Source organism: Bartonella sp. AP11XZML (assembly GCF_042196445.1).
In the GTDB taxonomy this organism is placed as follows: Bacteria; Pseudomonadota; Alphaproteobacteria; order Rhizobiales; family Rhizobiaceae; genus Bartonella.
Genome location: NZ_JBHIQF010000091.1, coordinates 21,563 through 42,143, shown reverse-complemented (window position 1 = coordinate 42,143; position 20,581 = coordinate 21,563). Strand labels below are relative to the sequence as shown.

Sequence of the window (20,581 nt, the reverse complement as noted above, 5' to 3'; positions counted from 1 at the left end):
TTAAGAAACTCCAAGCGCTTTAAGTTTACGGTGCAAAGCTGAACGCTCCATGCCTATAAATTCAGCAGTACGTGATATATTTCCACCCAAACGCCCAATCTGCGCCACTAAATATCTCTTTTCAAATAATTCTCGAGCTTCACGTAACGGCAAATCCATTATACTTTCATCTGAATCCATTTGAAGACGTGGCAAAGAATCACTTACTTCACTGGGAAGAAAGTCCGCTGTTATAGGACCATCACCATCCCGCACAAGAATAAGAAGACGCTCAATATTATTACGTAATTGCCGCACATTACCCGGCCAAGCGTGCGTTTGCAAAATAGCAATCACATCATCACTGATTGCACGCGGTTTAATCCCAACCTGCTGTGATATTGTTTTTACAAAATGATGTACAAGTTCTGGAATATCTTCACGACGCGCTGAAAGGGGCGGAACAACAATAGGAACAACGGAAAGACGGTGAAAAAGATCCTCCCTAAAGCGCCCATCAGAAATGAGGTTTTCAAGATTTTGCGCTGTCGAAGAAATGATACGGACATCCACCTTAACACGTTTTGTGCCGCCAATTCTCTCAAATGTTTGCCCCGTTAAAACCCGAAGAATCTTCCCTTGAGTCTCACGCGGCATGTCAGCAATTTCATCAAGATATAAGATACCGCCATGAGCTTCCTCTAAGGCACCAATTTTACGCTCTCTTCCCTCCATTTCGCTGCCAAACAGCTCTATTTCCATTCTTTCCGGAGTAATCGTTGCAGCATTTATTGTAACAAATGGCCCATTCGAACGCGTTGAGAGCGCATGAATAGTTCGTGCAACAGTCTCTTTTCCTGCCCCTGAAGGACCTGTTATCATGATGCGACTATTGGTTGGTGCTACTTTTTCTATGATTTGACGCAAATTTTTTATAACTGTCGATTTTCCGAGCAACTCTAATGTCTCGTTCGAACGCTTTCGCAATTCTAAAAGCTCACGTTTTAAATTTGAATTTTCAAGTGTTCTCTCTGCAACCAATACAAGTCTATCAGCTTTAAAAGGTTTTTCAATGAAATCATATGCCCCTCGCTTTATAGCGGAAACAGCCGTCTCAATATTACCATGACCAGAGATCATAACGACCGGAAGAGCCGGATATTGTGTTTTAATTTCATCAAGCAGTGCTAAACCATCGAGACGACTACCCTGTAGCCAAATATCCAAAAAAATGAGCTTTGGAATACGCTCACTAATTTGAGCCAATGCTTCATCAGAGTTACAAGCAACACGCGTTTCATAACCTTCATCATCTAAAATACCAGCAACAAGCTCACGAATATCTGCTTCATCATCAACAATCAAGATATCTGATACCATACTATTCCCCTATCTTATGATTTATGGCTTGTATAATATTACCCTGCTTACCCCCATCCGCTGGAAATATCAAACGGATCATCGCACCACGACCTTCATAAAAACTCTCCGGTGCATCATGAAGCTCCATGAAACCACCGTGATCTTCAATAACTTTGCGCACAATAGCTAACCCCAGCCCTGTTCCTTTTTCCCGCGTTGTTATATAGGGTTCTAATAACTTTTGTCTTTGCTCTTTAGGAAGTCCTTTCCCGTTATCAACAACATCCACAACCACCCATTCTTCCTGACGATAAGAACGGATAAGAATATGACCGTGAATATTTTCCTCTCGCATAACTGAATCTATGGATTCGCTCGCGTTTTTGATAACATTGCAAAAAGCCTGTACAATGAGACGGTTATCAAATGCACCCATAAGTGGTAGAGTTCCTAAATCTTGCTCAAAATGAATATCATGTCGCGTCACTTCTATCAAGAAACATGCTTCGCGCAACAATTCTCGTATATCTAAAATATGCATTTTGGGTTTGGGCATACGTGCAAAAGAGGAAAACTCATCAACCATACGCCCAATATCTCCAACCTGCCGAATAATTGTGTCAATACACCGCTCAAAGACCTCTCTATCTTGTGTAATAGCTTTGTTATAACGTTTACGAATGCGTTCAGCGGATAACTGAATAGGTGTAAGAGGATTTTTAATTTCGTGTGCAATACGCCGCGCAATATCCGCCCACGCCGCTGTACGTTGCGCTGCAACAAGGTCTGTAATATCATCAATTGTTAGAACCCAAGATTGCCCTTGTCCATCATCCTCCTCCATCGTAACTTGGACATTACAGACACGCTCTTTTCCTGCAACGTTTAAAGTGACCTGCTCACGATGGTTTTTACGATCCAATGAACGCACAAACTGAAAAACCTGCCAAATTTCAGCGCTTAAAGATAAAAGACTTTTTCCAACAACGTGCTCTGAGCGAATATCAAACATCGCTTCAATAGACCGATTGATAATGGTGATATCACCATTATCATCTATCCCTGCTACTCCCGCTGTTACACCCGATAACACAGCTTCAGAAAAACGCCGTCTTTCATCAATTTGATCACGCACTGCAATCAATTCATTACGCCGACTTTTCAATTCACTGACCATGTAATTAAAAGTTTTGGATAATTGCCCAATATCTCCATCTTTTGCTCGTACTGGCACGAAAATTTCCATATTTCCAGAAGCAACATCATCGGCAGCACTAATGAGAAGACGAATAGGACGTACTAAGCGATCAGCAACAGCAATAGCAGCCCAAATGGCTGATAAGAATAAACTAAAAAAAAGACACAAATAAAGCATACCAAATGCAATCTGTGTCAGCAGGCGATTTTCATTTAAATCACGATAACGATCTGTATTAACTTCTGTCAAACGCAAAGCAGATAAAACACCTTTATCAACGTCACGCACCAAATATAAAAATGTGTTTGGAATATTGGTAAATTTTAAAATAATACCAAAATAATCATGAACGCCTGGTTGAAAAGAAAAAGGTCTCGCACTGGTTGCACGTTCAATAAGATGAGAAGGAGGAATTGGCAGTTTATCTTCATCACCAAGAGCACTCGATACAAAAATAGCTCCACTAGAACTTAACAAAAATGCACCACGCAAATTGCGTCCTAGAGCATGACGCGTCAATTGCATCCTATATTCAGCTGGATTACGTTCTAAGAGTTTTTTGTTATCAAGTGCAAATGCCATCGCGTAGGATAAATTTTTTAAATTTTGGAGCATTTCATCTGCATAAGCATTTGCTAAATCAATAGAAGAGCCCACAATTTGCCGCGTTGTTGTATCAAACCATCGATCAAGTCCCAAATTTAGTGCTGGACCCGATACAAGAGCTACAGCAACAGCTGGCATTGTCGCAACAAGTGCAAACAATGAAATAAGGCGCACATGAAGACGCGATCCTGCACGCCTTGAACGCCAAGCACGAATGATCGGTATCATCTCATAAAAAACGATGACAATAAGCCCTAAAACCCAAAAACTATTAATTCCTATAAGAATAAGGGTTACTGTTCTACTGGGAACAACAGGAGTTAATCCAATAAGAATAATAAATGAAACAGAGGCCGTAAGTAAAGCCAATACAATAATTGTAATCCCTAAAAAAATATATACCTTACTTAAACGATACAACTCATCGTTATAAGTATTTTTATCTATGTCTTGAAGATTCGTCACAGATGTTATATTCGTCATGAGCTTACATACCCTTATCCCATTATTCTCATATAACCTTTTGTAGCAAAAATTGACAATACTAATACTACATTTAAAATAGGCAAATATAGTCAACGAGAAAAAACTTCTACATTTTGCAAAATATCTTTAAAATAGACTGTGTTCGTCGATACTTTACGAAGGAAATGAGATGCGATTAACAAAACAAACAAATTATGCTCTTCGAATGCTCATGTATTGTGCAGATAATCAGGGAACTCTCAGTCGTGTTCCAGAAATTGCTAAAGCATATGCCGTTTCAGAGCTTTTTTTATTTAAAATCCTTCAGCTGCTTGTTCAAGCAGGTTTTATACAAACAGTGCGTGGACGCAATGGTGGAGTTAGATTGGCTAAACCCGCAGCAGAAATTTCAGTCGCGGATGTTGTGAAAGTAACAGAAGACAACTTTTCCCTCGCAGAATGTTTCGATACTGCAGAACCAACTTGCCCCTTGTTTGATTTTTGTGGTTTAAATACCGCACTTCAAAAAGCATTAAATGCTTTTTTTGAGGTGTTATCCGTGATATCCCTTGCTGATCTACAACAACCATCCTTTCAAAATCATTTTAAAATTAATGACAAAAAAGCAAACTAAGATTATAATACAAGGAGATTAAGTATTTCTATTGCAGCAATAATATTAGCCGCTGGACGGGGTGAAAGAGCAGGATCTCCCCATAAAATTCCAAAACAATATCGGCTTCTAGGACAAAAGCCAATTATTTATCATACCGTGCATTGTTTTTTGCAGCATCCAGCTATCACAACAATTATTCTTGTTATTCATCCAGAAGATCGTCAAATCTGTGAACAAGCTATTGACGATTTTAAAGAGCGCCTTATTATCGTTGAAGGAGGCAATACACGTCAAATCTCTACCTTATATGGACTTCAGGCACTCAAAAAATTTGCCCCCCAATATGTGCATATTCATGATGGTGCACGCCCTTTTATCGAAAACAAGCTTCTTAATAACATTCACAACACTATCACGCCTCAAGAAGGTGTTCTTCCTGTTCTGCCCATCTCTGATACCCTTAAACGTATAAATAATCAGCATGTTTTAGAAACAATTCCCCGTACCCATCTTTATAGTGCACAAACTCCACAGTGTTTTCCCTTTGAACATATCTTAGCGGCCCATAAACAAGCAAAACAAGCTTGCAAACAAGAATTCACTGACGATTGCGCAATTGCCGAATGGTTTGGAATTCCTATGCGTACCGTTCCTGGAGATCCTAACAACATAAAAATTACATGGCATGAAGATTTTAATACTGCACATTTATATCTCCAAAAGAAAATGCAAATATTTCCTGATATTCGTACCGGCAATGGTTATGATGTTCACTCTTTTGAGGATGGTGATTTTCTTATATTATGTGGTATAAAAATCCCTTTTCATAAAAAATTAAATGGACACTCCGATGCGGATGTTGCTCTTCATGCATTAACAGATGCCCTTCTTGCAACTCAAGGTGCTGGAGATATCGGTACACATTTTCCTCCCTCTGATCCTCAATGGAAAAATGTATCATCAGAAATTTTTCTCCATCATGCTCTTGATATTATAAAACAAGCAGGTGGTCGTATCGCCAATGTTGATATCACAATTATCGCTGAAAATCCTAAAATTGGTCCTTATCATCATGCCATGACAGAAAATCTTATGACAATACTTGCAATTACGCCTGATCGAATCTCTATCAAAGCAACAACAAATGAAAAGCTCGGATTTATTGGTCGTGGTGAAGGGATTGCTGCTCTTGCAACAGCGTGCGTTCTTTATCCAGGAGAAATTCCCCAATGACATATTTTTGTGAAAAACAAGCGCGTAAAGTCCTTAATACCTGTTGCCAAAAAGGTTTGCTGTTAACAACTGTAGAGTCTTGTACAGGAGGGCTCATTGCTGCATGCCTCACAAATATAGCAGGATCGTCAGATGTTCTCGATTGTGGATTTGTTGTTTATTCAAATGAATCCAAAACACGCCTTGTTGGCGTTTGTGCTGAACTTATAAGAATCTATGGCGCCGTTTCAAAAGAAGTTGCTCTTGCAATGGCTGAGGGTGGATTAAAACATTCACAAGCTGACATTGCAGTTTCTGTAACAGGAATTGCTGGTCCAGGAGGTGCAAGTCTTGATAAACCTGTAGGACTTGTGCATTGCGCAGTTGCTTACAAAAACCACTCTCCCCTGCATAAAGAAATGCACTTTGCTCATCTTAATCGCAATGCTATCCGCCACGCAACTGTTGAAAATGCTTTTAAAATGATTCTGGAATTGCTTCACTGAATTCCCCATACTAATTTCAAAATTCTTTATTCCCCATCGTGTCTATAATCGTCAACATCTTGAAAAAATTTTATTATATCACAACTTGAAAATGAACGATCTGACTAGCGTAAAGTTATCTCACTTCAGTCCTGTGTAGGTTGAATTAATCAAATTTATTCACTTACACGCCACAAGAGAAAAAACTGTATAAATAAAATGATTAATGAAAGGAAAACTTGTACCTCTCTCTCAAGTGCTAAGAGCTGGCACAACATCTTGAGAGATGGCAAATAAATGATACAGGAGAACTTCTTCATAAGTGTACAGATGTAGATTTTATATACTTTTACGAGAATCTATACTATTTATTATGAGCACTATTATGAAATGGGTATGACGCAAGCATGTTCTATTTGGGCGTTTTGTTTAACGAGTGTGCATCCATTAAAAAAGAGAGAAACAAAAGCATGAAGCTGTGCATCATCTTCATCATTTAAAATGATATTCCCTCAATATGCTTTTGAAAGCTGAATTAAAAACAAATAGTAAAGATGGAAACCGGTTTTCACCTTCACGCTGTTTAAGCAATACGTATTGTTAAAAAATAACAGAATAGACTATGTTACCGTAGAGCCATAAATCTGATGCGCACGCTTCTCAAAAGCCTCGGTAAATTTACGAAACGCAATATCAAACATTGAGCCCATCACTAATCCAAGCGTTTTACTTTTAAATTCATAATCAATAAAAAACTCTACATTACATGCATTGGTATTTTCAATATCATGAAAGGCCCAACGATTTTCAAGATATTTGAATGGACCATCAATATATTTAACTTCTATAAGACTTTTTTCCGGCTGAAGAAATACTTGAGTCGTAAAAGTTTCACGAATAATCTTATAGCCAACGGTCATATCCGCAAGAAGCAATATTTTTTTTCCATATTCTTTTCGAGAACGTATTATTAAAGACTCACACATTGGTAAAAATTCAGGATAACGCTCAATATCTGAAACCAGATCAAACATTTCACTGGCACTATGGGTGATCTGCCGATGTATTGTAAAAATCGGCATAATTATCTCTGTAAGGAAAATTTTTCATCACGCGCTTTTTGCAAAATGGCAAAATCATCTCCAGCATGATGAGATGAACGCGTTAGAGGATTGGAGGCCATATGTAAAAATCCTTTTACTTTACCAATCTTGGCAAAAGACTCAAATTCTTCAGGAGGCACAAAACGAACAACTGGATGATGTTTTCGTGTAGGCTGCAAATATTGTCCAATTGTCATAAAGTCAACATCAGCAGCGCGCAAATCATCCATCAATTGCAAAACTTCATTTCGCTCCTCCCCAAGGCCAACCATAATTCCCGATTTTGTAAAAATTGTTGGATCAAGTTCTTTAACACGTTGTAATAAACGAATTGAATGAAAATAACGTGCCCCTGGACGGACCTTCAAATATTTAGAAGGAACTGTTTCTAAGTTATGATTAAAAACATCAGGCTTAGCAGCAACAACAACTTCTAAAGCGCCATCCTTATGACGAAAATCAGGTGTAAGAACTTCAATTGTTGTTTTAGGAGTTTTTTGACGAATCGCATAAATAACTTTTGCAAAATGCTCAGCACCACCATCAGCAAGATCATCACGATCAACAGATGTAATGACAACATGTTTTAATTCCATCCGTGCAACAGCATCAGCGACACGTTCTGGCTCATTATCATCAACGGCAAGTGGAATACCTGTTGCAACGTTACAAAAAGCACAAGCACGCGTACATATTTCACCTAAAATCATAAAGCTAGCATGCCTCTGGCTCCAACATTCGCCAATATTAGGACAACCAGCTTCTTCACATACAGTCACTAACTTATGCGTACGTACAATACCATGTGTTTCCTTATAAATTGGTGATGTTGGCGCTTTTACACGAATCCAATCTGGCTTTTTTTGAACGCTTGTATCAGGACGATGTGCCTTTTCAGGATGACGCAATCGTCTATTTGCAACTCTATCAACAACCGTAACCATTTGAGCCTTTGCCTTATAAATACGAAGTAACAATCAAAAATATAAAATTTTTCATACAATCCAGTCATCAAGCGTTTAAAACTTGACCATAAGCATCTAATACACTTTCTTTCATCATTTCCGATAAGGTCGGATGTGGAAAGACAGTATGCATTAATTCTTCTTCTGTTGTTTCAAGATTCATAGCAATAACAAAACCCTGTATCAATTCTGTTACCTCAGCCCCTACCATATGGGCCCCGAGAAGCTGTCCTGTTTTTTTATCAAAAATCGTTTTTACTAACCCCTGATCTTCACCCAAAGCAATCGCTTTACCATTCGCAGCAAAAGAATAACGACCAATACGTATATCATAACCTGCTTCTTTTGCAGCCGCTTCTGAAAGCCCTACAGAGGCAACCTGTGGTGTACAATATGTACACCCTGGAATTTTTCTTTTATCAAGCGGATGAGCACTCTTCAAACCTGCAAGATGCTCAATACATATCACACCTTCTTCTTCTGCTTTATGGGCCAACATAGGAGGACCTGCTACATCACCAATAGCATAAATGCCTTCCACCCCCGTCCAACTCCATTCATCAGTTACAATGCACCCGCGATCGGTTTTTATTCCCAAAGCTTCTAAACCAAGATTCTCAATATTACCTTGCACCCCAACAGCGGAAATCAACCGGTCAACAGTCATTGACTCTATTTTACCTTGAACATCAATATGTACACTTACAGAATCGGAAGATTTTTCAACCTTTGTTACTTTTGCTTGACGAAGAATGCGTAAACCTTTTTTCTCTAACTGTTTACGAGCAAACGTTGAAATTTCAATATCTTCAGCAGGCATGATATGGGGCATCATTTCAACAACAGTTACTGTCGCCCCCATATCATGATAAAAAGAAGCAAATTCAATGCCAATAGCCCCAGACCCTATAACCAAAAGCGATTTTGGCATTGCTGGCGGTATCATAGCTTCAAAATAAGTCCAAATGAGTTTTCCATCTGGCTCAATACCAGGAAGGACACGAGGACGTGCGCCCGTTGCAATAATGATATGCTTTGCTTGATAAGTTCCCTCCCCTAACGTCCCTTTAGGGACTGGATTTTGCGGTTGCATAATCGGTTTGGAGGATGAAGAAACCATAATTTCCGCAGGAAGGCTTCCCCTTGCTTCTTTAGTAAGCTTTGCTTCACCCCAGATAATATCAATTTTGTTTTTTTTCATTAAAAAACCAACACCAGCATTTAAACGTGCTGAAACACCGCGTGAACGTGCCACAACATCTTTGATGTTTGCCTCAATTGAACCATTAATTTTTAGTCCATAATTTTTCGCATGTTCAGCAAAATGTTTCATTTCCGCTGAACGTAGAAGGGCCTTTGTGGGAATACATCCCCAATTTAAACAGATCCCTCCCAAATGTTCACGTTCAACAATCGCAGTCTTAAAGCCACATTGTGCTGCACGAATTGCGGTTACATATCCGCCTGGACCTGATCCAATCACAATTACATCATAAAGATTTGCCACAGTAATTCCTCCATGGATATATATAAAATGGATATGCATTTTTTGAACTTAAGACTGAAAATGAACATAACAGAATTATCTTATGTCTCTATACTCTAAGCTTTCTATAAATGCTTTACCCAAACTAGAAACAGCAATACCTCTGCTCTTCAAACTCTTTAAATTTGTTTTTATTCTCTTAAATACACTCTCTCACAATTTACGTGAAGAACTGTTAAACAGTTCAAACTAACATTGCTAATGGATTTTCAATCATCTTCTTAAAAGTCCGCGCGAGCTCTGCTGCTAAAGCACCATCGACAGCACGATGATCCGCAGAAATTGTAACTGACATAACTGTCGCAATAGCTAATGCACCATTTTTAACAACAGCACGTTGCTCCCCTACACCAATCGCAAAAATTGTCGCATGCGGTGGATTAAGAATAGCAGAAAAACTTTTCACACCATACATCCCCATATTTGATACAGCTGTTGTTCCACCCTGATATTCTTCCATTTTTAACTTGCCCTCGCGCGCACGCTTTGCAAAATCCTTCATCTCTTTGGAAATAAGTGATAACGGCTTTTCCTCTGCATGGCGAATAATCGGTGTAATTAATCCATTGGGAATAGAAACAGCAACCCCAACATCACAATGTTTATGATGAAGCATCCCGCCTTCAAGCCAAGAAACATTCGCATCAGGAACCGCTTTCAAAGAAAGTGCGACAGCTTTGATCACCATATCATTAACAGAAAGCTTATAAGTAGGCTGAGTTTCTTCCTGCCCCTTAACCATTGGAGCAGCAGCATTTAGTTGTGTACGCAGTGCTAATAGCGCATCAAGTTCACAATCTACCGTTACATAGAAATGTGGGACTCTCTGTTTTGATTCCACCAAACGTGTCGCGATTGTTTTACGCATATTATTATGGGGAGCGAAGCTATATTCATCCTCTTTGAAGAGTTTCAATATCTGTTTGTCCGAAGCACCTGTAGCTATTAGCTCCCCTATCGGTGAGGAATAAGACACTTTAGACATATCGCTGCTCACAGCTTTTTCTACATCGCGCTTAATAATACGCCCATGCGGACCACTTCCAGAAATAAGGGATAAATCAAGACCTGCCTGAGATGCTAATCGCCGCGCTAAGGGAGAGGCAAAAAGACGAGCTTCCTTTTTATCTTGCTGTATTAATTGCCCAGTTGATGATTCATGAGGCATTTTTATTCCCTTTGAGTCCGTCTGTTTCAGAGAATCTGTCTGTTTGATGCCCTCTGATTCTTGTCTTGTAGAAGAAGAGATTTCTTCTGTAACTTTTGCAGCTTCAGCTAAATCTTCACCTTCTTCTGCTAAAACAACAATTAAAGCATTTACTTTAACGCCTTGTGTTCCAGCAGGAACAACAATTTTAGCAACCCTACCTTCATCAACGGCTTCGACTTCCATTGTCGCTTTATCCGTCTCAATTTCAGCAATAACATCACCAGAGGAAACCTTATCTCCCTCCTTAATATTCCATTTTGTTAAATTTCCCTCTTCCATCGTAGGGGAAAGCGCTGGCATTGTAATTTTAATGGGCATTATGCTTTCCTCCGTTATGCTCTGTATGTCACAGCCTTAACGGCCTCAATAATTTCAGCAGTATTAGGCAAAGCCAACTTCTCAAGATTAGCGGCATAAGGCATCGGAACATCTTTGCCAGAAATCGTAGCAATTGGCGCATCAAGATAGTCAAAAGCCCGCTGCATAACACGCGTTGCTATTTCAGTTCCCACAGATGACTGAGGAAATCCCTCTTCAATTGTAACCAAACGACCTGTTTTTTTAACTGACGAAAGAATTGTTGGAAGATCCATCGGGCGAATGGTTCGTAAATCAATCAATTCAACATCAATACCAAGTTTTTCAATTTCTGGTAACGCTTGAACAGCATAATGCATCCCAATTCCACATGCAACAATCGTCACATCTTGTCCAGACTTATGAATACGTGCCTTACCAATAGGCAAAAGAAAATCATCCAGTTGAGGAACATCAAATTGATGCCCATACAAAATCTCATTTTCAAGGAAAATAACAGGATTATCATCACGAATAGCAGATTTCAGCAAACCTTTCGCATCTGCAGCACTATAAGGCATGACAACTTTCAGACCTGGTACATGACTATACCATGCAGCATAACATTGAGAATGTTGAGCACCAACACGGGCAGCCGCGCCATTGGGACCTCGGAAAACCATAGGAGCGGTCATTTGTCCACCAGACATATAACGTGTTTTGGCTGCTGAGTTAATAATTTGATCCATCGCCTGCATCGCAAAATTAAATGTCATAAACTCGACAATAGGACGTAACCCACCAAAAGCAGCCCCAACAGCCAACCCAGCAAAACCGTGCTCTGTAATTGGGGTATCAATAACTCGGCGTTCTCCGAATTCTTCCAACAAACCTTGACTAACCTTATAGGCACCTTGATATTGCGCGACCTCTTCCCCCATAAGAAAAACTGTTTCATCACGCCGCATTTCCTCAGCCAAAGCCTGATTAAGCGCTTCACGAACTGTCATTGTAACCATTTGTGTTCCCGCTGGAATATCAAAATTAAGAGATGTATCAAAAGTAGGAGCAGCCTGCGGAACTGACAAAGGCAGAGAAAGAGCAGATTCCTTAGGTTTTTGTGCTGTATCAGTAGGTTGCGAAATATCCTCAGCACGCTCACCTTCTTCTAACAAAATTGCAATAACAGTGTTAACCCTTACGCCTTCTGAACCTTCAGGCACAAAAATTTTACCAAGAGTACCTTCATCAACGGCCTCTACTTCCATTGTAGCCTTATCCGTTTCAATTTCAGCAATAACATCGCCAGAGCTAACCTTATCACCTTCTTTCTTGAGCCATTTAGACAGTTTACCTTCTTCCATAGTTGGTGAAAGCGCCGGCATCAAAATATCAATAGACATACTTGCTTCCCTCGCATCAAACTAAAATATCAGTATAGAGCTCAGAAGCATCTGGCTCTTGATCACTTTGTGCAAAATCTACCGCATCAGCAACAATTGCACGGACCTCTTTCTCAATAGATTTTAAATCGTCTTCGCTCGCCCAATTTTTTTTAAGAATCCGACTTTTTACTTGATCAATCGGATCGTGCTCCTCTTTTATTTTTTGGACTTCTTCCTTTGAACGATATTTTGCTGGATCAGACATGGAATGACCACGATAGCGATAGGTCTGCATATCAAGAATGATCGGTCCTTTACCTGAGCGTGCCCAAGAAATTGCTTCATCAGCAGCTCCTTTTACTGATCGAACATCCATACCGTCAACAACAATACCTGGAATTTCAAAAGAAAGACCACGTCGTGAAAAATCAGTTTCTGCAGATGCACGTGAAACTGACGTTCCCATAGCATACTGATTGTTTTCAATAATATAAACAACGGGAAGCTTCCAAAGTGAAGCCATATTAAAACTCTCGTAAACCTGCCCCTGATTTGCAGCACCATCACCAAAATAAACCAATGTCACATTATCTTTACCAAGGTATTGATTCGAAAATGCCAAACCTGAACCAATGGGAACCTGCGCACCAACAATACCATGTCCTCCATAAAAGTTCTTTTCTTTAGAGAACATATGCATCGAGCCACCTTTCCCTTTGGAAAAGCCACCTTGACGTCCCGTTAATTCTGCCATGACACCACGCGGACTCATCCCAACGGCTAACATATGACCATGATCACGGTAAGACGTAATAACCTGATCACCTTCTTTTGCCGCTTTCAATGTTCCTATAACAACGGCTTCCTGACCAATATAAAGGTGACAAAATCCCCCAATAAGCCCCATACCATAAAGTTGTCCTGCTTTTTCTTCAAAACGGCGAATTAAAAGCATTTCACGATAGGCATCAATTTCTTCTTCTTTTGTAAAATCTGCTATTGGTGCTTTCTTTGTGGTGCTTGATAATGCAGTGCGCGCCACCGACGCAGAATTTTTTTTAAGTCGTTCTGCCATATTAAACTCCCTTTTATGATTATTTAGGAATAACCTTTACGAACAAAAGTTACAAGCCTTATCAATCGGCTTAAACAATATCATTGCTGATTATTGTTTAAATTAAGCGATTTTTCATTTACCTTTAGTATCATTTCAAGGTATTAAAATTGTCAGTTCATTTGACTTAGAGAAGTTCAAATTCTTTCGGACATACTCATCCAACATATCTTTTTCTATATGCCCGTTGCGTAAAAGAGAAATACGCTTTTCCATGAATATCCGCTCAGCTTCTATTTTATGAAGCTCCTTTTCTAATTCGCTAATATGCTGATTAACTTCACTGCGTGAATACAATCCATACTCACCATGATAAATGTGATAACTGAAATAGCTTAAGACTCCCACCGTCATAAGAGGTAGTACAAAGCGTACTTTGATTGATCGACGTTTCTGCTTTGTCCACATAAAATAGCACAGTCTTTACAGCACAAATTTCTTAATATTTTGCCCAACTATGCATGATTTTGATTAATACCTCATTACCAAATCTACGCTAAATAATTTGTTATTTCAATTTATCCCCCCCTAATACGATCAAAGTAAGCTGAATGCCCCACTTTTTATATTATAAATATTGGATATCCTCTAATTTGTAGCTTTTCCTAAAATTTCCTATTAAAATAAAGATAAAATCAACGGTATCCCCTATGCTTGGTGTTTTTTCCTAACCAATTCCAATCCTCAAATTGATAACGCTTATCATCACCTCCCAAAACGAGATAAAACCCTTGATTTTGAACAATAATTTCACCCTTCATCCTTACCCACGCTCCTTATGTGTTATTCATAAAGAGATTATTTTTAATTTGATAATATGCGGATTAACCTCACGGTGTAAATACAATTTATAGCAGCCGTAATAAACGTGAAATTAGGATAGTTTGGAGCCTCCAATAATCTAATGCTATCCACTGCCATAAGCAGAAAAATAATGCACGCCTTAATTAATTTGCGTCTTTTCTTTACCCGTATAAAATAGCATTACCTTTTTCAATACTTTTACTTAGCTATACATGTTTTTTAATATCTCATATCAAATAAATATAGTACAATAATTTCGCATAATGCAACTTAATTATTTATAAAAATAAAAAGCGAACTGAATTACTTTCTCTTTATTATAAAATTTTTAAAAATCTGTAATCTGATTCCCATCTTTATCCGTAAATCTTCCTCCAAGAATGACTATAAAATCAACAACTGCCCAAATTCCGGTAATTATCAATCCAAACAATGATAAAGATAGAACCAGCATTAAAGCACCAGTCCTAACTTTACCAACCATAAAGCGATGGACACCAAAGATACCTGCAACCCAACAAAGCAGTGCGAACATTATCTTTGTGTTCTCTGTACCTGGTCTCAACAATGGGAAAACAGAACTGACAACACCTCCTTCACAGACAAAATCAACAGCATTACCAATCCTTGGTGGATTCTTTCCCAACCAATCCCAAGTCGCAAACTGATAACGTTTACCATCATCACCCGAAACGAGATAATTTCCTTGATCTTGACTAATAATTATACCTCTCATCTTAATCCCTATAAATTTAAACACTTAAAAATTATTGCGTATATGCCTTTGATAAGAAATATCAATTTCATAATCTAAATGATCTTATACTTTCATATTTTGTGCTCACAACTATACACGATATAAATCACCAGCATAATGCGCTTGGGCTCCTAGCATTTCTTCAATACGGATAAGTTGATTGTATTTTGCTAATCTATCCGAACGTGCAAGAGAACCTGTTTTAATTTGTCCACAATTCGTTGCAACAGCAAGATCTGCAATGAAAGAATCCTCTGTCTCGCCTGAACGATGAGATATAATGGCACGATAACCTGCTTTATGTGCTACTTCTACAGCATCAAGTGTTTCACTCAATGTACCAATTTGATTAACTTTTATGAGAATAGAATTGCCTACCCCCATTTTGATACCATCACGCAAACGTGCTGAATTCGTTACAAACAAATCATCGCCAACAAGCTGACATTTTTCTCCAATTGTGTCAGTAAGTAGCTTCCAACCTTCCCAATCATCCTCTGCCATTCCATCTTCAATTGTAATAATAGGATAATTTTTCACAAGCTGCGCTAAATAATCTACCTGCTCTTGGGTGTCACGGCATTTCCCCTCACCTTTATAAAAATACGAACCATTTTTATAAAATTCGGTTGAAGCACAGTCTAAACCAATGGCAATTTGTTCACCTGGTTTATAACCACATATCATGATAGATTCCATAATAAAATCAATTGCTTGATCAGCACTTTTAAATTGAGGAGCAAAACCACCTTCATCACCAACATTGGTATTATAACCCGCATCTTTTAAACGCTTTTTCAATGCATGGAAAATCTCAGCACCATAACGGATCGCTTCTCTTATAGTAGGAGCTCCTATAGGAATAATCATAAACTCTTGAAAATCAATCAAATTATCAGCATGAACACCACCATTAATAATATTCATCATGGGGGTTGGAAGAATATGCGCTTGTGTACCACCAATATAACGATACAAAGGTAAATTTAATGAATCCGCAGCTGCTTTTGCAACAGCTAATGAAACACCAAGAAGTGCATTGGCACCAAGACGGGCTTTGTTTGGCGTTCCATCCAAAGCAATCATGGCTTGATCAATAGCGATTTGATTTGTTGCATCCCGACCACCAAGTTCTTCAAGAATTTCGCCATTGACTGCAGCAACTGCTTTTTCAACGCCTTTTCCTTGATAGCGCAAACCACCATCACGAAGTTCTACAGCCTCATAGGCTCCCGTTGAGGCTCCCGATGGAACCAAAGCACGACCAAACGCACCATTTTCCAAATGAACATCAACTTCTACCGTTGGATTACCACGGCTATCAAGAACTTCACGTCCAATGATATCGACAATTATAGTCATATGTATTTCCTTATCCGATAAAAGTCGCGATTCATTTCTAACAACCTATTAATGAAATACTTTTTCTTCTCAATTCAGTTTCTTTGACAGATAATCGAATTCCATTAAAGTCTCAAGCAATCTTTGTAAATCATCAATTTTAATCATATTGGGTCCATCAGAAGGCGCATTATCTGGATCTTGATGCGTTTCTAAAAAAATACCTGCGACCCCAACAGAAACAGCCGCACGCGCTAAAACTTCAACAAATTGACGTTGTCCACCAGATGAAGAACCATGCCCCCCCGGCTCTTGAACAGAATGTGTTGCATCAAAAATAACAGGAGCACCCAATGAACGTAAAATAGGCAACGAACGCATATCAGAAACAAGTCGGTTATAACCAAATGACGTGCCTCGCTCACAAAGCATGACATTCGAATTACCACTGTAAACAACCTTTTTTAAAACATTCTCCATGTCCCACGGCGCTAAAAACTGACCTTTTTTAATGTTAATAACACATTCTGTTTTGGCTGCTGCTACCAAAAGATCTGTTTGACGACATAAAAAAGCCGGTATTTGTAAAATATCCACTGTAGAAGAAACAATTGTACATTGCTCTTCTGTATGCACATCAGTTAATATGGGACAATTAAACTCTTTTTTTAAATCAGAAAAAATGGACATTGCTTTTTCAAGACCAATACCACGTGCCGCCCCCAAAGAGGTTCTGTTGGCTTTATCGTAACTTGATTTATAAACAAACCCGATACCAAGCTGATCGGTAATTGTTTTAATACGACCAGCCATTTCAAAAGCATGATCACGACTTTCCATCTGACACGGCCCTGCAATTAATGAAAGAGGCATTTCATTTGAAAAAATCATATTTCCAACTTTCACACGGGCATTTGGTTTAGTCATTTTTCCCTCAAAAGTAAAGTAACCCAATTTATGCATTAAACTAATCGACTTTGTTCTACAGCAGCTTCAATAAAAGAAGAAAAAAGCGGATGTGGATCAAAAGGACGGGATTTTAATTCTGGATGATATTGAACACCAATAAACCATGGATGATCTACATATTCTATCGTTTCTGGTAAAATACCATCAGGAGACATCCCAGAAAAAATCAAACCACACTGTTCTAACTTATCCTTATAATCAATATTGACCTCATAACGATGACGATGTCGCTCGACAATCTTGGTCATCCCATAAATTTGAGCAATATGACTCTCTTCTTTTAATTCAGCAGCAAAAGCACCAAGGCGCATCGAACCGCCGAGATCACCATTTCTTGTACGTTTTTCAAGGACGTCTCCTTTAAGCCATTCTGTCATTAAACCTACAATTGGATTGTCTGTTTCGCAAAACTCACTCGATGAAGCATTCTCAATCTGTGCAATATTGCGCGCAGCTTCTATACAAGCTAATTGCATCCCAAAACAAATCCCTAAAAATGGAACTTTACGCTCTCGTGCAAATTGAATTGCTCGAATCTTCCCTTCTGCCCCACGTGCCCCAAAAGCACCTGGAACCAAAATTCCATGGGCTTTTTGTAAAGCTGAAACAGAATCTTCTTTTTCAAAAAGTTCCGAATCAATCCACTCAATATTAACTTTCACTCTATTCGCTAAACCACCATGCGCAATCGCTTCAATAAGAGATTTATAAGCATCCTTTAAGCCCGTATATTTTCCTACAATAGCAATCGTGACTTCTCCTTCAGGATTGTGAATACGATGCGTAATATCCTCCCAACGATCCATCTTGGGGGAAGGTGCCGAATCAATTCCAAAAGCGCAAAGAACTTCAGAGTCCAAACCCTCCTTATGGTATGCCATAGGAACATCATAAATCGTTGGCATATCTAATGCCTGAATGACTGCATTGGAGCGAACATTGCAAAAAAGTGATAATTTGCACCGTTCTGTTTCTGGAATAGATCGATCTGCACGTACAAGCAAAATATCAGGAGAAATACCAACTGCTTGCAATTCTTTGACAGAATGTTGTGTTGGTTTCGTTTTTAATTCACCTGCTGAAGGAATATAAGGCATTAATGTGAGATGGACATAAACGACATTTTGTCTCGGTAGCTCATTGCGAAGCTGACGAATCGCTTCTAGAAAAGGCATTGCTTCAATATCACCAACCGTTCCACCTATCTCACATAAAACAAAATCAAATTCTTCATTTCCCATCGTAATGAATCTCTTAATTTCATCCGTAACATGAGGAATAACTTGGACTGTTGCCCCCAAATAATCACCACGCCGCTCTCGTTCAATGATATTGCGATAAATACGCCCTGTTGTAATACTATCTTGGCTATTTGCAGAACGCCCAGTAAAACGCTCATAATGACCAAGATCAAGATCCGTTTCTGCACCATCATCGGTCACAAATACTTCACCATGTTGATAAGGTGACATCGTACCTGGATCAACATTTAAATAAGGATCAAGTTTGCGAAGACGTACGCGATAACCACGAGCCTGTAATAACGCTGCTAACGCCGCCGCTGCGATGCCTTTTCCAAGGGAAGAAACCACACCACCAGTAATAAAAACATAACGTGCCATGGGCTTATGGTGATAAGCAATTTATAATGATTTTTCCAGCAAAAAATGCAAAAAGAAACAATTTTTCTTCTAAAATAAAAAAGGCGAAAAAAATCACCTTTTTTAAAAAGTCTATGTTTTCTTAAAAAACTATTTTGTACTGTTATCGGGAACTGTATTTTCAAGAACCTGAGGAACTGGACTTTCTACTTCAGGATTTGTGGACTGTTTCTGTTCCTGCGAAGAATTCGAAGTGCCTCCTAGCTGTTCAAGAATAGAAGGGGAAGACTCACCATCTGTTGATGGGACTGATCCTGAGTCTTTATTGGTAGAATTCTGTTCTGAATTAACCGGTATACGCTTTAAAATATCAGAACTAGAATTTGATATATTACTCACCACGGTAAGTCCAATAGACACAACAAAAAAACAACAGGCTAAAATAGCAGTCAAACGTGTTAAAGGGTTTCGAGATCCACGAGTTTTCATCAACCCTGAGCTATTACTCACACCTAGCCCACCACCTTCTGAAGGTTGAATTAATATAACACCAACCAAAGTAATCACAATCAAAAAATGAATAACTATAAGTACTGTTTGCATAAACCCTGCTCTTCAAATAACTCTTTAATAGCTATTTACACATAAATAACGCACAATCCAAGGGGAAACTCAAATTTCTCTGCTATAGTTTACGACAAACATCGCAAATAGTTAAAAAATCAATCGCTTTTAAGCTTGCTCCACCTATCAAAGCACCATTAACATGAGCAATGCTTAAAAGCTCAAATGCATTGGATGGTTTTACGGATCCACCATAAAGCAAACGTATCTTATTGCCTTCATCACCAAAACGAGAGCGCACCCTATCACGAATGAAATGATGTACTTTTGCAATATCTTCTGGAGTCGCTGTGTTGCCGGTGCCTATCGCCCAAACTGGTTCATAAGCGATAATGGTATTCTCTGCTGTTGCATCATCTGGGAGAGATTCTTCAAGCTGCTGCGTGAGAATATCCAGTACTTTATTATTATTACGCTCCTCCAATGTTTCACCAATACATACAAGAGCCACAAGACCTGCTCGCCACGCAGCTTGCACTTTGGCACAGACAATCGCATCATTTTCCTGGTACACTGTACGACGTTCTGAATGCCCAATAATAACATGACTTGCTCCCGCTTCTTTAAGCATAAAAGCTGAAACATCTCCAGTATAAGGACCATGATCATCAAAGTGACAATTTTGTCCTCCCAAAAGGAGATTTTCACCATTCAGCGTATTAGAAGCACGCGATAAAAGCGTTGCTGGAACACAAATAAGCGCCTCAAAAAGATGACCTAGATCAGAGCTAACGCCTGTAGCAATAGCACGCAACTCTCCAAGCGATTCACTCGTTCCATTCATTTTCCAATTTCCAGCAAGAAAAGGCCGAATATTTTGAGACATATTTTCACCTCAAGAGCTTTTACAATACATTGTTTATCTGTAGTTACCAAATTATAAAATGAAAGCAAGTCTTTAAAGCTTGCATCTTTCATCTCTTTATTGCAAATTCCATTACA

At 38.9% G+C, this 20,581-nt stretch carries 19 protein-coding genes; 3 read left to right on the top strand and 16 right to left on the bottom strand.

Annotated features, from left to right (window positions below):
* Together ACFIMG_RS09485 and ACFIMG_RS09480 are read right to left on the bottom strand one after the other, a co-directional pair.
* A complete protein-coding gene (locus ACFIMG_RS09485; protein ID WP_375617700.1) occupies positions 1-1,359 on the bottom strand; it encodes a sigma-54-dependent transcriptional regulator in 1,359 nt (452 codons plus the stop codon).
* Position 1,360: 1 nt separating this feature from the next.
* On the bottom strand, positions 1,361-3,628 hold the full coding sequence (locus ACFIMG_RS09480; protein WP_375631782.1) for an ATP-binding protein: 2,268 nt from the start codon (positions 3,626-3,628) through the stop codon (positions 1,361-1,363).
* A gap of 172 nt (positions 3,629-3,800) precedes the next feature.
* Here ACFIMG_RS09480 and rirA point away from each other — a divergent pair, with 172 nt between their 5' ends.
* The 3 genes from rirA to ACFIMG_RS09465 are packed head-to-tail and all read left to right on the top strand — an operon-like array spanning position 3,801 to position 5,944.
* A complete protein-coding gene (gene rirA, locus ACFIMG_RS09475; protein ID WP_375611276.1) occupies positions 3,801-4,244 on the top strand; it encodes an iron-responsive transcriptional regulator RirA in 444 nt (147 codons plus the stop codon).
* 24 nt (positions 4,245-4,268) lie between these two features.
* A complete protein-coding gene (locus tag ACFIMG_RS09470) occupies positions 4,269-5,459 on the top strand; it encodes a bifunctional 2-C-methyl-D-erythritol 4-phosphate cytidylyltransferase/2-C-methyl-D-erythritol 2,4-cyclodiphosphate synthase (protein WP_375679137.1) in 1,191 nt (396 codons plus the stop codon).
* Positions 5,456-5,944 carry a CinA family protein gene (locus ACFIMG_RS09465; RefSeq protein WP_375679133.1) on the top strand — a complete coding sequence of 163 codons (489 nt, stop codon included), beginning with the start codon at positions 5,456-5,458 and terminating at the stop codon, positions 5,942-5,944. The genes ACFIMG_RS09470 and ACFIMG_RS09465 overlap by 4 nt, the downstream gene beginning before the upstream one ends.
* Positions 5,945-6,543: 599 nt before the next feature.
* On the opposite strand, the gene ACFIMG_RS09460 is transcribed toward ACFIMG_RS09465, so the two are convergent.
* From ACFIMG_RS09460 to tpiA, 14 genes are all read right to left on the bottom strand, one after another.
* Positions 6,544-7,005, bottom strand: a complete 462-nt coding sequence (locus tag ACFIMG_RS09460; RefSeq protein WP_273791149.1) for a type II toxin-antitoxin system RatA family toxin — start codon at positions 7,003-7,005, stop codon at positions 6,544-6,546.
* A gap of 2 nt (positions 7,006-7,007) precedes the next feature.
* A complete protein-coding gene (lipA, locus tag ACFIMG_RS09455) occupies positions 7,008-7,970 on the bottom strand; it encodes a lipoyl synthase (RefSeq protein WP_375611273.1) in 963 nt (320 codons plus the stop codon).
* Positions 7,971-8,037: 67 nt separating this feature from the next.
* The gene (gene lpdA / locus ACFIMG_RS09450; protein WP_375679132.1) at positions 8,038-9,498 is read right to left on the bottom strand and encodes a dihydrolipoyl dehydrogenase; all 1,461 of its coding nucleotides are present in this window, start codon (positions 9,496-9,498) and stop codon (positions 8,038-8,040) included.
* A 223-nt stretch (positions 9,499-9,721) separates the two neighbouring features.
* Complete coding sequence (locus tag ACFIMG_RS09445) at positions 9,722-11,065, bottom strand: pyruvate dehydrogenase complex dihydrolipoamide acetyltransferase (protein ID WP_375679131.1); 1,344 nt, start codon at positions 11,063-11,065, stop codon at positions 9,722-9,724.
* Positions 11,066-11,079: 14 nt separating this feature from the next.
* Positions 11,080-12,447, bottom strand: coding sequence for a pyruvate dehydrogenase complex E1 component subunit beta (locus tag ACFIMG_RS09440; protein WP_375679130.1), 1,368 nt, complete (start codon positions 12,445-12,447; stop codon positions 11,080-11,082).
* Between the two features lie 16 nt (positions 12,448-12,463).
* Positions 12,464-13,504 (bottom strand): pyruvate dehydrogenase (acetyl-transferring) E1 component subunit alpha, encoded by a 1,041-nt coding sequence (gene pdhA, locus ACFIMG_RS09435; protein WP_375617693.1) that lies wholly within the window; start codon positions 13,502-13,504, stop codon positions 12,464-12,466.
* Positions 13,505-13,639: 135 nt separating this feature from the next.
* Complete coding sequence (locus ACFIMG_RS09430) at positions 13,640-13,951, bottom strand: septum formation initiator family protein (RefSeq protein WP_375617692.1); 312 nt, start codon at positions 13,949-13,951, stop codon at positions 13,640-13,642.
* A gap of 227 nt (positions 13,952-14,178) precedes the next feature.
* Positions 14,179-14,304 carry a hypothetical protein gene (locus ACFIMG_RS09425; protein WP_375679138.1) on the bottom strand — a complete coding sequence of 42 codons (126 nt, stop codon included), beginning with the start codon at positions 14,302-14,304 and terminating at the stop codon, positions 14,179-14,181.
* Positions 14,305-14,675: 371 nt separating this feature from the next.
* Positions 14,676-15,083 (bottom strand): TM2 domain-containing protein, encoded by a 408-nt coding sequence (locus ACFIMG_RS09420; protein ID WP_375612903.1) that lies wholly within the window; start codon positions 15,081-15,083, stop codon positions 14,676-14,678.
* A gap of 111 nt (positions 15,084-15,194) precedes the next feature.
* Complete coding sequence (eno, locus tag ACFIMG_RS09415) at positions 15,195-16,466, bottom strand: phosphopyruvate hydratase (RefSeq protein WP_375679129.1); 1,272 nt, start codon at positions 16,464-16,466, stop codon at positions 15,195-15,197.
* Positions 16,467-16,535: 69 nt separating this feature from the next.
* Complete coding sequence (gene kdsA / locus ACFIMG_RS09410) at positions 16,536-17,372, bottom strand: 3-deoxy-8-phosphooctulonate synthase (protein WP_375679128.1); 837 nt, start codon at positions 17,370-17,372, stop codon at positions 16,536-16,538.
* Between the two features lie 35 nt (positions 17,373-17,407).
* The gene (locus ACFIMG_RS09405) at positions 17,408-19,036 is read right to left on the bottom strand and encodes a CTP synthase (protein ID WP_273791140.1); all 1,629 of its coding nucleotides are present in this window, start codon (positions 19,034-19,036) and stop codon (positions 17,408-17,410) included.
* 129 nt (positions 19,037-19,165) lie between these two features.
* Positions 19,166-19,618 (bottom strand): preprotein translocase subunit SecG, encoded by a 453-nt coding sequence (secG, locus tag ACFIMG_RS09400; protein WP_375679127.1) that lies wholly within the window; start codon positions 19,616-19,618, stop codon positions 19,166-19,168.
* An 82-nt stretch (positions 19,619-19,700) separates the two neighbouring features.
* A complete protein-coding gene (tpiA, locus tag ACFIMG_RS09395; protein WP_375679126.1) occupies positions 19,701-20,465 on the bottom strand; it encodes a triose-phosphate isomerase in 765 nt (254 codons plus the stop codon).
* Between the last annotated feature and the right edge of the window lie 116 nt (positions 20,466-20,581).

Bases quoted from the DNA above. Each gene is read 5' to 3' on its own strand.
- kdsA (WP_375679128.1), bottom strand. From the start codon at position 17,372: ATGACTAAACCAAATGCCCGTGTGAAAGTTGGAAATATGATTTTTTCA.
- tpiA (WP_375679126.1), bottom strand. From the start codon at position 20,465: ATGTCTCAAAATATTCGGCCTTTTCTTGCTGGAAATTGGAAAATGAAT.
- rirA (WP_375611276.1), top strand. From the start codon at position 3,801: ATGCGATTAACAAAACAAACAAATTATGCTCTTCGAATGCTCATGTAT.
- ACFIMG_RS09440 (WP_375679130.1), bottom strand. From the start codon at position 12,447: ATGTCTATTGATATTTTGATGCCGGCGCTTTCACCAACTATGGAAGAA.
- ACFIMG_RS09405 (WP_273791140.1), bottom strand. From the start codon at position 19,036: ATGGCACGTTATGTTTTTATTACTGGTGGTGTGGTTTCTTCCCTTGGA.
- ACFIMG_RS09460 (WP_273791149.1), bottom strand. From the start codon at position 7,005: ATGCCGATTTTTACAATACATCGGCAGATCACCCATAGTGCCAGTGAA.
- secG (WP_375679127.1), bottom strand. From the start codon at position 19,618: ATGCAAACAGTACTTATAGTTATTCATTTTTTGATTGTGATTACTTTG.
- ACFIMG_RS09485 (WP_375617700.1), bottom strand. From the start codon at position 1,359: ATGGTATCAGATATCTTGATTGTTGATGATGAAGCAGATATTCGTGAG.
- pdhA (WP_375617693.1), bottom strand. From the start codon at position 13,504: ATGGCAGAACGACTTAAAAAAAATTCTGCGTCGGTGGCGCGCACTGCA.
- ACFIMG_RS09420 (WP_375612903.1), bottom strand. From the start codon at position 15,083: ATGAGAGGTATAATTATTAGTCAAGATCAAGGAAATTATCTCGTTTCG.
- lipA (WP_375611273.1), bottom strand. From the start codon at position 7,970: ATGGTTACGGTTGTTGATAGAGTTGCAAATAGACGATTGCGTCATCCT.
- eno (WP_375679129.1), bottom strand. From the start codon at position 16,466: ATGACTATAATTGTCGATATCATTGGACGTGAAGTTCTTGATAGCCGT.
- ACFIMG_RS09425 (WP_375679138.1), bottom strand. From the start codon at position 14,304: ATGAAGGGTGAAATTATTGTTCAAAATCAAGGGTTTTATCTCGTTTTG.
- ACFIMG_RS09480 (WP_375631782.1), bottom strand. From the start codon at position 3,628: ATGACGAATATAACATCTGTGACGAATCTTCAAGACATAGATAAAAAT.
- ACFIMG_RS09465 (WP_375679133.1), top strand. From the start codon at position 5,456: ATGACATATTTTTGTGAAAAACAAGCGCGTAAAGTCCTTAATACCTGT.
- ACFIMG_RS09445 (WP_375679131.1), bottom strand. From the start codon at position 11,065: ATGCCCATTAAAATTACAATGCCAGCGCTTTCCCCTACGATGGAAGAG.
- ACFIMG_RS09430 (WP_375617692.1), bottom strand. From the start codon at position 13,951: ATGTGGACAAAGCAGAAACGTCGATCAATCAAAGTACGCTTTGTACTA.